A 13,560-nucleotide genomic window follows, 5' to 3' on the forward strand; every position below is an offset into this window, starting at 1 on the left:
GCTCACCCGCCGGTCGCACGCCCGCGTCGCGCCTCCGCGCGCCGGGCGGCCGGAGGGTGGCGGACGGGTTTCGCCGGGAATGCCCCGGGTTGCCCCGACCGTCACCGTGCCCAGGAGCGTGCGACCGTGACCACTCCCCCTCCTCCGCAGCCCTCCGCCTCCGCCCCCGCCCCCGTCGTGTTCGACGCGCCGTTCGCGGACCGTTCGCAGTGGGCGGCCGGCGTCTCGTCCGCGTACCCGTCGAACGGGCGGAACCCGGGGGACGACAAGTTGGACCACCTGGTGCCCGGTTACGGGCCGGACGGGGACAGGTTCACCGCGCTGCGGGAGAGTTCGCGCAGTTGGCGGACGCCGCTGGTGACGACGGAGGGCACCGCGGGCGGGTTCGAGCTGCGGCCGGGCGACCGGCTGGAGGCGAGCTGCCAGGTGCTGGCGGACCAGGGGGTCTGGCCGGCGATCTGGACCTGGGGGCGGGACGTCGCACCGGGGCGGCCACAGCCGGGGCACGGCGAGGTGGACGTGCTGGAGTACCACGACGACCATCCGCGGCTGCTGGAGCTGAGCAACCACGTCCGCCCGGGCGATCCGGCCTACCTGGACGGGCTGGTGACGCCGGGCCGGTGGTTCACGGTGGCGTGCGCGTTCGGCGCGGAGTCGGTGCGCTGGGAGCTGGACGGCCGCGAGGTGTACGCGGACGGGCGGGGGGTCGGCCCGGAGTGGCGGGCCTGGATCATCGTGAACCTGTCGGTGTCGGCCGGCCGCCACTACCACCGCCGTCCGCGCGCCAACTCCCGTCGTCTGTCCTGGCGTTGCCGCGACCTGAAGGTCCGCCGCCCCGGCGGGGCCTGAGCCCGGCCGGGGCGGCGGGGGGAGCATCCGGTGGGTGCCTACCAGTCGGAGTTGCTCGCGCCCAGCCCGAGCAGCACCTGGTCGAAGCCGTTGCCGTCGTTGTCGTCGGTGTACGCCAGTGCGAGCGTGCCGAACGGTGAGGCGGCGACCGCGAGTTGCTCCTGCCGTCCGGTGGTGGTCTGGCTGACGGACTGGGCGGGCAGCCGGCCGGTGAAGGTGCCGTCGGGGTTGAGGCCGCGGGCCCGGACGGCCGGGTCGGCGCCGGTGGTGCTCCAGCCGACGACGGCGTGGCGCTGGTCGTCGACGCCGAGGGTGGGGCCGCCCGCGCCGGTGCCGGTGGAAATCTCGACCTCGGCGGAGCCGGGGGTGCCGGCGGCGGTGAAGGAGCGGGCCCAGACGCCGCGGGTGCCGGTGTGGTCGGACTCCCAGGCGACGGCGAAGTCGCCGTTGAAGTCGGCGGCCACGGCGGCGTGTTGCTGCTGCCCCCCGCCGGAGGCGTTGGCGCTGCGGCGGCTGAGGGTGACGGCGCCGTCGGCCTTGGCGAGCCGGACCAGGCCGATCTGGTCGTAGCCGTTGCCGTCGGTGTCCTCGTCCCAGACCACGACGGCGTCGCCGGAGGCGGAGGTGGCGACGTCGGGGTTGTGGTGGGCGCCGCCGGCCGCGTTGACCGTCACCTCGTACGCCTTGGTGGCGGTGCCGGTGAACCCGGCGGCCCTCACGGTGGCGGCGGCGGTGCCCTGGACGTCCTCCCAGACCACGGTGAACGCGACGGCGGTGGTGCTGCCGGGCGCGCCGTCGGGGTCGACGGCGACGCGCGGGTGGAGCTGCTGGCCGTCGGTGTTCGCGTTGGCCCGGCCGGAGCCGAGGACGGTGCCGGTCGGGGAGAGCACCCGGTAGGCGATGTTGTAGTAGCCGTTGCCGTCCGGGTCCTCGGCCCACACCACGACGGCGTTGCCCCGGTCGTCGAGGCCGACGTCGGGTTGCAGGTGCCGCCAGGCCGTGCCGGCCGTGCCGCCCGCCGAGAGCTTGGTCTCGTGGACCGGGGTGCCGTCGTGGAAGGTCCGGATCCAGACGTCGGTGTGCGCGTCGTCGGCGGGGTCGGTGGTGTCGCGGTCGTCCTCCCAGACCACGGCGGTGTCGCCCAGGCGGTTGGCGGCGATCGCCGGGGCGTCCTGGTCGCCGGTGGCGGTGCTGTTCGCGGCCGTCCAGGTGGTGGGTCCGGCCGCGGCGGCGGGGGCGGCCAGGGCGAGCAGCGCGGCGAGGCCGGTGGCGGCGGCGCCGAGCACGGCGGTGAGTCTACGCATCGGCCAACCCCGGCTGTCCGTCGTGGATGAGGAAGGTGCGGGCGGTGGTGGCCGCCGCGCCGTGCTCGGTGACGGTCGCCACCGAGCGGAAGTCGGCGGTGATCCGCGACGGCGTGATCCGGGTGCGGACGTAGCCGCGCCGGTCGGAGTAGAACCGCAGGTGCGGGTTGAGCGCGCCGTTGGGGACGGTGGTGGTGGCGCTGCCGTTGCCGCCGCTGGTGATGGAGGTGCAGACCAGTTCGGTGCCGATGGTGGCCGAGGCCGGGTCGGCGTAGTCGGCCTTCAGGTCGTTGCCCCAGGAGGCGTGCACGTCGCCGGTGAGGACGACCGGATTGCGCACGGCCCGGTCGACGATGCCCTGCTGGATCCGGGCCCGGCTGGCCCGGTAGCCGTCCCAGGCGTCCATGTTCGTCGCACCGGCCGCGTTGACGTTGCGGGCGAAGAACACCTGCTGGCCGATCAGGTCCCAGGTGCCCAGGCGCTGGCCGAGCCCGTCGAGCAGCCAGGACTCCTGGGCGGCGCCGGTGATCGAGCGGGTGGCCAGGTCGGCGTCGGCGCAGACCTTGGTGCCGTCGCCGCAGGCCTGGTCGTCGCGGAACTGGCGGGTGTCGAGCATGTGGAAGGTGGCGAGGGTGCCCCAGCGGACCCGGCGGTAGAGCTGGATGCTGTTGCCGGCGGGGGTGGCGGCGGCGCGCAGCGGCATGTTCTCGAAGTACGCCTGGTACGCGGCGGTGCGGCGGGCCGTCCACTGGGCGGCGGTCAGCACGGGGCTGCTGTCGGCGCGGACCATGTTCGCGTAGTTGTTCTCCACCTCGTGGTCGTCCGGGACGACCAGCCAGGGCGCGACCGCGTGCGCGGCCTGCAGGTCCGGGTCGGTGCGGTAGAGCGCGTAGCGGCGGCGGTAGTCGGCCAGCGAGACGATCTCGCCGCCGAGGTGCTGGCGCACGCCGCTGGTGCCGGTGCCGCCCTCGTAGATGTAGTCGCCCAGGTGCAGGATCAGGTCGGGGCGGTCGTCGGCCATCCGCCGGTAGGCGGTGTAGTAGCCGCTCTCGTAGTGGGCGCAGGAGGCGAAGGCCATCGTGAAGTCGCGCCCGAGCGTGGTCGGGGCGGGCGCGGTGCGGGTGCGGCCGACCGGGGAGATGAACCCCTGGGCCCGGAACCGGTAGTAGTACTCGGCGTCGGGGGCGAGTCCGCCGGCCAGCACGTGCACCGAGTGGGCCTGGGCGTAGCGGGCGGTGACCGTGCCGGAGCCGACCAGGGTGGTGAAGTTCTCGCTGGTCGACACCTGCCAGTCGACGGCGACGTCGGCGTTCGGCATGCCGCCCTGGCCGTCGGCGTTGGTCGGGCTGGGGGCCAGCCGGGTCCACAGCACCACGCTGCTGTCGTCCGGCTCGCCGGAGGCGACGCCGAGCGTGAACGGGAAGGGGGTGGCGGCGGCGGCCGACGTCTGCGCTGCCGCGCCGAGTTGGAGCGCGGCGGCGCCCGCGGTGGTGAGCCCGCCTAGGAGGAAGATGCGGCGACTGAGGTTGCTCATGACGGGCCATCGTCACGGACCGAGGTAAACTCCCGCCCCCTGCACGGGCGTCCGCCAAGTGACGTGGGAGCGGCGCGAGTTGACCTGCCGCCAGGTCTACTCCGAGCGCTGGAACCTGCTGTGCGGCGCCGGGCCGACGATCGGGACGAGTGCTTCCGGCGCGTCGCCCGCCTTCTTGATGACGAACGCCACCTCGCAGTCACGACCCGACCGGTAGAAGCCCGGCAGTACGACGCTGACGCCGGGGCCGACGTCCGACAGGTCCTCGTAGCGCCACGTCCCGCCGGGGGTGACGTCCCGGATCGCCGTCGGGTCCCCTCCCTCGCCGTTGCACGTCCGGTCGAGCAGCCGCGCCTTCCCCAACCGCCCCTCGGGGAGGAGTTCGAAACTCTCCTCCCCCGCCACCCAGGTGCCCTTCGCGTCGGGGTACTCCGGCCGGACGGCCTCGACCCTGACGCACCCGGCCACCGCTCCGGCCACGACCGCCAGCAGCACCGGCAGCACGCCGAACGGCTTGATGCCGAAAATTCCGCGTTTCATTTCCCGTCCCCATGAATCAATGGCTGCGGGGGCGGGGGGAGCCACGTCCGCGGCTCCCCCCGTCCCCGCTAGCCGCCGCGCGTCGAGCGCGCCGGTGATCCTACTTCATGCTTTTTATGTACTCCGCCAGCTCGTCCTTGTTGGCGTAGAGCTTGCTGTTCAGGTAGTCGTTCGCGCTGTTGATGATGAACGCCCGGGCGGCGTCCTTTCCGCCGTGCTCCTTTCCGTACTTGATGGCCTCGATGCCGATCGCCCGGCCCTTCTCGTTGTTCACCAGGTCGGAGAGGTGGTCGGCGAAGGCGCTCGGGTTCTCCTCCTGCGTCGGTCCGAAGGCCTCGTGCGCGGTACCGAACAGGTTGGCCCAGCGGGCGCCCTCCTCCGGATCGTCCCAGCCGATGTCCATGGTGAGTTCGGCCTGCCAGAGGGTGTGCCGGTACGCGTTGGTCTCCGCGTCCTCGTCCCGGCCGGGGAACTTCTTCCCCTGCTCCGACTCGGCCCACTCCTTGGAGAACGCCAGCTCGTGCGTGCAGTGGTAGGCCGACACCGGGTCCGTGCAGCTGCGCCGGGTCCCCTCGTCGACGTTCTTCTGGATGTCCTTGCGGAAGAGCCCGAAGAAGCTGATGTAGATGTTGACCTTCGGCGGGTGCGGCTTCTTCCCCTGGCGGACCAGCAGGGCGTCACTGCCGTACTCGTAGTACTCGTGCTCCTCGTACACCTTCTGCAGGTCCATCGCGTGGGCGTAGAGCGCCGCGATGCGCATCTTCGCCAGCTGGATCGCGTCGGGCAGCGAGCCGACCCAGTTGCCCGGAGGCAGGCCAGGCGAGCTGACCGACGGTTCCGCGCCCGCCCCCGCACCCGGGCCCACGCTGCCACTGGAGTCGTTGTGGTCGAGCTGCCGCGACCGGCCGTCCGGGTCGCTGCCGCCGACGGGGTTGCTGCCGGCGTAGTTGTAGCCGCCGAGTTGCTGGGCGTCCGCCGGGTCGAACAGCGGGTCGACGCTGATGAACCGCCCGCTGACGGGGTCGTACTGGCGGACACCGAGCGTGGTGAGGCCGGTGGCGGTGTCGGTCTGCGCGTTGAGGAAGCCGCGGTTGTCGAACCAGGTCACCGCCGTGCCGCGCGGGGCGCCGTAGGGGGTGAACTGGCGCCAGACCGGGTTCTGGCAGGTGTTGTCGAGTGCGAGGCCGGAGGTGCCGTGCGGGTCGGCGATCTCGAACTTGTAGGTGGTGCCGAGGCCGGTGCGCACGACGGTGCCGCCGCCCGGGAGCGGAATGTAGCGGGTGCCGGTGACCGTGCTTCCGGTCAGGGTGATCTGCTGCCCCATCAGGTAGAGCGTGGTGGAACCGGGGTTCTTCTGCAGCAGGACCTGGCCGTCGGCGTTGTAGACGTACTTCGTCTCCCCCGTCGAACCGGCGACCTTCTTCAGGCGTCCGGCGTCGTCCCAGGTGAGGGTCTGCGCGCCGGTGGCGGGGGTGGTGCGCTGGACGGTGTTGCCCGCGGTGTCGTAACTGAAGGAGGAGCCGTTGCTGCTGGAGGTCAGGGTGTGGGCCTGGCCCGCACCGTTGCCGTTGTAGGTGTAGGTGGTGGTGGTGTCGGTGTTCGGCACGCCGGTGGCGTGCTCGGTCTGGCTGGTGCGGTTGCCCAGCGCGTCGAACTGCCAGTCGGTCCAGTAGGCGCCGCCGGTGATCGCGTCGCCGACCTGGGAGTGGCTGAGCGTCGTGGGCTTGGCGGCGCAGGAGTCGGTGGCGGTCCAGGCCTGGGTGAGGCGGTCGAGCTGGTCGTAGGTGAAGCACTGGGTCTCGCTGGTGGTGCCGAGACGGGTGGAGACCTGGCGGGTGGTGTTGCCGGCGAGGTCGTAGTCGTAGTGCTGCTTGTCGACGTCGCTCGCGCCACTGGTGGTGGAGCGGGAGACCAGTTGGTCGGTCAGCTTGCCGGTGTGGGGGTCGTAGGTGTTGGTGATGTACCCCAGGCCGCCGGTGTCGCCGAGGGTGGCCTGTTCGACCCGGCCGTAGGCGTCGTAGCTGGTGTCCTGGGCGTAGCCGAGGCCGCCGCTGACGCCCGCGCCGTTGGGCAGGTCGAAGGCGGTGGCGTAGGTGCGGTTGACCTTCTCCAGCGGCAGGCCGGCACCCGCGGGCCAGGTGTCGCTGAGCGGCAGGCCCTTGATGGCCGAGTAGGTGTGCGAGAAGGTGTACGACTTGCCGAGGTCGGTGCCCTCGGTGGCGGACGGGATGGTGATCGTCTCGCCGAGCGACTTGCCCATCACGTCGAAGCCGGTCGCCTGGGTCACGTACGGCTGGCCGCCGTCGTACGAGGTGATCGTCGTGGCCTGGCCGATCGGGTAGGTGACGCCGGCGACGTTGTTGTCGTTGTCGTACACCCAGGAACCGAGCTGGTTGGCGGCGCTCTTGGCAGCGAGCGTGGCCGCGTAGGTGGCGGTCCTGCGGTTCAGCGCGTCGTAGGTGGTGCTGGTGCTCTTGCCGCGCGAGTCGGTCACCTGGACCACGTTGCCGACCGCGTCGTACTGGACGGCGACGGCGCCGGCGTCGGGGTCGTTCTTGGTGACGGCCTGGCCGAGCAGGTTGTAGGTGGTGGTCCAGGTGGAGCCGGCGGCGGTGACGGTGTTCTGCTTGCCGTGCCCGTCGTAGCCGTAGGTGATGGCCTGGGTGGTGCCGCCGCTGACGGTGAAGTCGCCGGTGAAGGTGTTCGCCGGGACGGTCACGGTCGGTCGGGCGGTGTAGTCGTCCAGCTCGACGGTGCGGCCCAGCGGATCGGTCACCGTGGTCTTCACCGTGCCGCCGACCGGCGGGATCACGGTGGTGCGGTCACCGCCGTAGACCGTGGTGGTGACCTCCTTCGGCTGGGAGTACTGGTACGAGGTGGCGACCACCGTCCGGCCCAGGCCGTCGAACGTGGCCAGGGTCTGGTTCGGGATCTTCGAGTCCTGCACCGAGGCCACCGACAGCGCGGGCGCGTTGTCCGGATCCCAGTACGTGCTGTTGCTCTTCCACACCCAGCCCCGTGAGTCGTAGAACGACTCCTCGATCAGACGGCCGCCCTTGGGGGTCGGCGCCTGGCTCTGCCGCACCCGGCCCAGCGAGTCGTAGACGGTGTACGAGGTGACGTAGCCGAGCGAGTCGTTCAGCATCTGCGTGGTCGTGCCCGACACACCGGTCTGCGACACGGTGTAGGTGTAGACCTGGTCGGCCGGGGAACCCGTCGTCCGCGAGTTCTTCCACAGGGCCGTCGGCCGGCCCAACGCGTCGTACCGTTCGGTGACCTTCGCCCCGTTGGCGTTCACCGCCGTCAGGGTCAGGGCCCGTGCGGGCGACACCGTGGTGGTCAACGTCTGGTTCTTGGCGTTGGTGACGGACCGGCCGGTGGTCAGACCCACCGCGTTCACGGTGTAGCCGCCAGTGGTGGTGTTGCCGTTGGCGTCGTAGCTGACCAGCGGACGCCCGTAGGTGTCGTAGGTCTGCCGCTTGACGGTCTGCCAGCTGAACGCCCCGCCCGTGTAGTCCTTCGCCTGCTGCGACATCGTGACGTTGCCGGTGCTCGGAGCGGTGGTCTGCGGGAAGGCGGTGCTGTAGGTGGCGTCGTCGTAGAAGGTGCGGGTCGCGGAGACGACCTGCGCCGGGCGGTTCACCGAGGACGGCGCGCCCAACGTGTTGACCGAACCCGGCACCGACGGCTTCGAGCCCGCCGTGTAGCCCGAGCACGCCACCGAGTCCGTCTCCTGCGAGGCCACCAGACCCACCAGGTTCTTGGCCGTGTTGGCGGGCGCGTAGGTGGTGGTGGCGCAGGTGTCGTAGGCCGCGTCCACCGGCACGGTGTGCGTGTACGTGGCCTTGAGCAGGCCGAAGTTCACATCACCCACGGTCGCGTTGTAGCTGCTGTCGACCTGCACGTAACGCCACCCGGAGCCCACGGCCTGCCGGGTGAACGCCTCCACCGCCTGGACCGTGTTGGCGGTCAGCGCGGGCAGGCCGGTGCGCGAGCGGGTCGCGGTGGCCGGGGAGACCCAGTAGGAGGTGATGGTGGAGTTCTCGACGTTGCCGCCGTCGCCCTTGTACGCGGTGGTCTCCAGCGGGCTGCCGGCGAGCTGGTCGGAGTCGGTGTGGACGCCGCCCTGCGAGTCGGTGACGCTGGCGCTGCGGGTGGTGGTGGCGGTCAGGTAGTCGCCGTCCATGCCCCGGTAGTAGGCGGTGGTGTTCTTGGTCTTCGGATTGTTGGTCCCGTCACCGGTGCGGACGGTCACCGTGGCGTAGCCGCGGAACTGGCCCCAGGTGCGGTCCTTGGCCTTGACGACCTCGTTGTCGTCGTAGTGCCAGGCGGCGCCGCCGCCGTACTCGTAGCTCGTGTTCTTCTGCAGGGCGCCGCCGGTGGCGTCGGCCTCCAGGACCTGGGTGACGGCGTACTTCTGGAACCAGTCGGTGATCGGCGCCGTGTAGAACTTCGGCGTCCAGCGCACCGGGTAGCACGAGTTGGTGTTGGCCGAGGCGTTGGCGGAGGCGACGTAGGCCGGGGTGCAGGGGTTGGGCAGGCCGTAGCTGATGCCGGTGACCGCGCCCATCTCGGTGGTGATCGAGGTCAGGCGGTAGCGGAACATGCCGGGGTAGTTGGCGGTGTCGACGCGGTTCTGCATCGTGGTGCCCGCGAACTTCACCGGCGGCAGGGCCAGGCTGCCCGACCCGCCGGCCGAGGTGTCGTTGCCGGTGCGGGTGATGGTCGACAGCCACAGGGTCGGCGAGGTGCCGTCACCGGTGGGCGGCTCGGTCTGCGCCAGGTCGTAGGTGTCGACCGGCTTGTACTGCGAACTCGCCGTGTCCCATTGCCTGGTGGCGATCTGCTTGAGCCGCACGGTGGAGAACATCGACGGCGACTTCGGGGTGCAGGTGGCGCCCTGGTTGCAGATCAGGTCGAACGGCACGTCCGGGTACTGGGCCGCGTTGTTGGCCGCCGAGATGGGGTCGCAGGTGGCGGCCACGCAGCGCGAACCGGTGGTGAAGACCACCTGGTCCGGGACGGTGCCGTAGGCGCCGCCGTCCTTGAAGCCGTAGTCGATCCTGGCCAGGTACGAGTCACGCACGTACTTCGTGTTCGACGCCCCGTTGTTCTGCCCGTAGTAGTTCGTGTCCTGCGTGTAGTAGTAGGACATCGCGTTGCCGCGGACGTCGGTCACGTAGTCCAGGTGCCACTTGTACGCCATCGTGCACACCGACGCGTCGAAGCCCGAGGCGTTGTAGCACGGGTTGCCGGAGTGGGAGGAGTACACCGGCATGGAGTCCACCGAGTTGGTGACGGCCTTGCCCGCACTCCAGCCCGGCAGCTGGTTGCGCCCGAAGGAGTACACCGTGCCGGCCCGGTCGGTGACCGTCCAGTAGTCGGTGTTGTACGTCCCCGTCCCGTTGTTCGAACCGGTGACGTGCGCGACCTTCGAACCGTCGTCGTCCGCCGGGGTGAAGGTCCCCTTCCCGGAGTCCCAGACCAGGGACGTCGACGAACCGTTCAGCGACAGCGTCAGGACCTGGCCTGCATAGCACTGGTCCCCGGTGGCCTTCGGCGAGGCCGAGCCCTCCGGCTCCTCCGAGCAGGAGGTGAAGGTCTGCTCGATGTAGGAGTCTGGCGTCGACCAGCCGTCACCGACCCAGGACGCCTGCGCCTGCGTGCTCGCCGTCTTCCCGTCCACCACCGCCGAGCTGTAGTCCAGCGCCACCTTGGGCAGCAGGGCCGTCGAGGCGCTCGGGACGGTCAGCGGGTAGGAGTAGGTGAACGCTCCCGCGGAGCCCCCTCCGTTCCAACTTCCGCTGGGGCTCAGCGCGCTGGCGGCATACGAACCGGCGCCGGTACCGGCGTCGCCGGATGCCGCCGCGACGGCCAGCACCATCGGCGCGGAGGCCGAGGCCGCCTGGGTGACCGAGGCGTCGCCCGACCACACCGCCGAGACGACCTTCGACTCCGACGCGCCCTCGGCGCTCGCCTTCACCGCACCGGCGACACCCAGGTCGACCTCGGCCGAGACGGACTTGCCCCCCGCGTCACGGTCCGTGGCCAGCGGAGTCTGCACCCGGCAGGACGCCACCTCCGGCGTGGTCAGCGCACACGCCGGCAACGACACCAACCGCAGCCGGGAAGCGTAGTTGCCGCCCAGCGCCTCCGCGAACGACGAGTAGTCGACACCCACCCGCGCCTTCCCGCGCGCGTCACCGCCGTCCACCGTGAACACCACACCGGAGAGCCCAAGTTGGGCGCTCCTCGCCTGGTCCAGCACCTTCACGTCCACCGCCGGAGCGGCAGCGGAGGAGGCCCCCTGCACCCACACCGGCGTCCCCGCCGCCTGGGACTTCGCACCCGCCGTGGCCGACGCCGCCCGGCCCGAGGCCGCCTTCGGCCACGCCGTCGCCTTCGGCACGAAGGAACGCTGCGCGTCCCCCGACACCTCGATCCTCTTCACCCCGAGGGACTTCACCCCCTTCACCGCCACCGCACCCGGCGCCTTGGGCTTCGACGACCCGACCGGCGCCGCGAACGCCGGCACCACCGCCAGCGAGGTGATCACCGCAGTGGCGCACAGCACCCCCAACGCTCTGAGCCGCAACGGGACCGAGGCGGCCGTCGACCGCTCCTTCACCGTTCCTATTCGATGGGAAATGGGCATGCTAAAGGGACCCCCCTCCACTTGCTGTCGCATCATGGACAGCGAAAGCACTGGTCAAGATTTGCCACAGAGGACTATGTCAGTGTGCGCTCCGGTCGGCTAGTTCCATTTGGCGGTTCGTGTCGAGCGGCACGCCGGTCGCCGAATCCACGATCGGCCGAAAAGCGACTAACCCTTACCGGATGACAAGCCGTCAAATGCCATGCCAGTACTGTGAACTTCCCAGTTCGGCCACTACCCGAACGAAATGGGGCACCAAAACAGGCATAATGCACAAATTCGCCCCCGTATTCGGGAAACGGCCCGCTCGCCGCCGCGCCGCAACGGCTTTTCCCGCCCGGGCGACATGACGGCGGGCACCGGGCTCGTCTGCCTTTACCGTCACCGCAGAACCGGAGCCGGGCGGACCACCCGAACGCCGGGCCCCGCCCGGGCGCGCGGCGACGGCGTTGCCCAGGCGGGGCCCGGTGTCCCCCGGACGGACTCAGCCCACGTTCCAGGCCTGGATCGCCCCCGGCGAGGCCGGGTCGGTGCGCACCTCGGCGCCGGGCGCGTCGGCGGCGGCGGTCAGGCGCAGGCCGGTGGCGGCGTTGGTGACGGTCAGCAGGCGGGTGGTGGGATCCTGGGTGAGGCGCCACTCCTGCCAGGGGTTGCCGGGGCTGTGGGGCAGCAGGTAGGCGGGGTCGCCGGGGTTGTTGCCGGCGGCGAGCACGCTGCCTTCCAGGGCGGTGCCGGTGCAGGCGGAGACGATCCGGACGGTGCCGTCGGGGTTGCCGGTGAAGCGCCACTGCTCGGACGGTTCGCCGGGGAGGACGCCGCCGAGCACGGCCCGGCTGGTGATCGGTGCGGTGCAGCCGTCCCCGGCCCGCAGGACGCCGCCGGTGCCCGCACCGGCCAGTGGGTGGGTGCGGCCGTCGTCGACGAAGCCGAGCGGTCCGTCGGCCGGGGTTCCGGCGGTGATCCGGTAGAGCCGGGAGGCGTGCGGGGCGAGGGTGGCGGAGAGCCGGTCGCCGAGCGCGGCGCGCTCGCCGCTCCACACCTCGGTGGCGGTCCGCGCGCCGGTGAGCCCGAGCGCGGCGGACGTCGCGCCGACGGTGCGGGAGTCGACCGGGTCCTGGTTGACCAGCAGGACGGCGGTGGAGCCGTCGGCGAGGGCGCGCCGGAGCACCAGCGGGGCGGTGGCGGAGGCGGGCGGGGTGCCGACCAGGGTGGCGGGGGTGCCGGCCGGGTCCTGGTCGATGGCGATCATGCCGGGGTTCCTGAGCGCGGCGAGCGCGCTGTCGGTGATGCCGGTGGACCAGCTGACGCCCTGCCCACTGCGCTGCGCCTGCCGGCTGGTGCGCAGGTCGGCGCCGGAGATCAGCGGGGCGGCGGTCATCGCGAGGATGCCGAGCTCGGTGCGGTTCTCGTCGTCGGTGAAGGGCCGGTGGCACTCGCAGGTGTCGGTGGTCCCCCACAGGCCGTACGGGTCCTGCCAGCCGGCGAAGCTCATGTCGAGGTCGTGCCAGCCGCCGGGCCGGACGTTGCCGCGGTAGTCGAGCGCGGTCTTCAACTGCCCCTGGTACAGGACCCCGTCGAGGTCGCTGCTGCGGTCGCCGCCGATCCGGCACAGGTGGGCGACCCGGCCGCACCACACGCCGGTGGGCGCGTAGCCGGGGGCCTGGTACTTCGGCGTGCCGGCGGCCAGCACGGCCGGGTCGGTGCGGGCGGGGTCGTCCGGGTCGAGCAGGTGGGGCACTCCGGTGTGCACGGGCTGCGCGGAGACCGACAGCGTGACCTTGCCCCGGCCCTGGGCGGCGGACGCGGCGTCCAGGGCGCGCTGGAAGGTCCGGACCCGGGCGTAGACGGAGCGGGTGAGCTCCTTGCCGACGCCCTGGGTGCCGTAGTCGTGGCCGTCGGGGCCGGTGACGGCGGGGCCGTAGGGGCAGTCGTCGTACTTGACGAAGTCGACGCCCCAGGAGACGAAGTCGGCGGCGTCGGTGCTCTCGTGGCCGAGGCTGCCGGGGTGCATCTGGCAGGTGAGGTAGGTGTCGGTGGCGTAGAGGCCGAACTTCATGCCCTTGCTGTGGGCGTAGTGCGCGAGGTACTCGATGCCGTTGACGGTCCTCCCGTTCCACTCGCGGGACGGGAAGGTGTCGGGCCGCGGGATCAGGTGGCCGCTGGTGGGGTCGTTGCCGGTGCCGTCGGTCCCGCTGACGGGGTTCCCGGCATCGTCGTAGAGCTGCATCGCGCCGCCGGGGCCGCGCACGATGTCGGCGCTCTGGTCGCTGCGGTGCCACAGCGACCAGCCGTCGTCGACGGTGACGGTGTCGTAGCCGGCGGCGACCAGGCCGTTGGCGGACATGAAGTCGACGGTCTCGACGACCTCCTGCTGGTTGATGTCCGGCCCGAAGGTGTTCCAGGAGTTCCAGCCCATCGGCGGGGTGGCGGCGAGGCCGTTGTCGAGCGCGGCGGCGGGGGTCGGGGCGGCGAGGCCGGCGGCGGTCAGCGCGGGGGCGGCCAGGGCGAGCGCGGCGAACGCGCGGACCAGGCGGCGTGGGGAGCCCATCCGGTGCTTCTCCTCGGAGGTGTGACGCGGCGGGTCCGCTGGGGGGAGCCGCGCGGTCGGGTGGGGGACGGCCGGGCGGGTGCAGGTCCGCCCGACCGCAGGCGAGTGTAATGTCACATGCGACACCGCA

The 13,560-nt window shown here is 71.7% G+C and carries 6 protein-coding genes; 1 reads left to right on the top strand and 5 read right to left on the bottom strand.

All coding sequences use genetic code 11. The features are described from left to right. Positions 1–126 precede the first annotated feature (126 nt). Positions 127–849, top strand: a complete 723-nt coding sequence (locus tag ACZ3J7_RS14385) for a beta-glucanase (RefSeq protein ID WP_465620396.1) — start codon at positions 127–129, stop codon at positions 847–849. Positions 850–887: 38 nt separating this feature from the next. Here the strand turns inward: ACZ3J7_RS14385 and ACZ3J7_RS14390 are convergent, their stop codons facing one another. From ACZ3J7_RS14390 to ACZ3J7_RS14410, 5 genes are all read right to left on the bottom strand, one after another. Then, positions 888–2,153, bottom strand: coding sequence for a hypothetical protein (locus ACZ3J7_RS14390; RefSeq protein WP_465620398.1), 1,266 nt, complete (start codon positions 2,151–2,153; stop codon positions 888–890). After that, positions 2,146–3,687: an alkaline phosphatase D family protein gene (locus tag ACZ3J7_RS14395; protein ID WP_465620400.1), complete on the bottom strand. Its 1,542-nt coding sequence runs from the start codon at positions 3,685–3,687 to the stop codon at positions 2,146–2,148. Before ACZ3J7_RS14395 ends, ACZ3J7_RS14390 begins: the two co-directional genes overlap by 8 nt. A 96-nt stretch (positions 3,688–3,783) precedes the next feature. Further along, positions 3,784–4,227, bottom strand: a complete 444-nt coding sequence (locus ACZ3J7_RS14400) for a hypothetical protein (protein ID WP_465620402.1) — start codon at positions 4,225–4,227, stop codon at positions 3,784–3,786. Between the two features lie 100 nt (positions 4,228–4,327). Then, positions 4,328–10,882: an RHS repeat domain-containing protein gene (locus tag ACZ3J7_RS14405; RefSeq protein WP_465620405.1), complete on the bottom strand. Its 6,555-nt coding sequence runs from the start codon at positions 10,880–10,882 to the stop codon at positions 4,328–4,330. Positions 10,883–11,366: 484 nt separating this feature from the next. Further along, complete coding sequence (locus ACZ3J7_RS14410; protein WP_465620407.1) at positions 11,367–13,430, bottom strand: alpha-galactosidase; 2,064 nt, start codon at positions 13,428–13,430, stop codon at positions 11,367–11,369. Positions 13,431–13,560 lie beyond the last annotated feature (130 nt).

Source organism: Kitasatospora sp. NPDC015121, assembly GCF_055562955.1.

Coding starts and splice junctions, on each gene's coding strand:
- ACZ3J7_RS14390 (WP_465620398.1), bottom strand. CDS start 2,153: ATGCGTAGACTCACCGCCGTGCTCGGCGCCGCCGCCACCGGCCTCGCC.
- ACZ3J7_RS14395 (WP_465620400.1), bottom strand. CDS start 3,687: ATGAGCAACCTCAGTCGCCGCATCTTCCTCCTAGGCGGGCTCACCACC.
- ACZ3J7_RS14400 (WP_465620402.1), bottom strand. CDS start 4,227: ATGAAACGCGGAATTTTCGGCATCAAGCCGTTCGGCGTGCTGCCGGTG.
- ACZ3J7_RS14405 (WP_465620405.1), bottom strand. CDS start 10,882: ATGCCCATTTCCCATCGAATAGGAACGGTGAAGGAGCGGTCGACGGCC.
- ACZ3J7_RS14410 (WP_465620407.1), bottom strand. CDS start 13,430: ATGGGCTCCCCACGCCGCCTGGTCCGCGCGTTCGCCGCGCTCGCCCTG.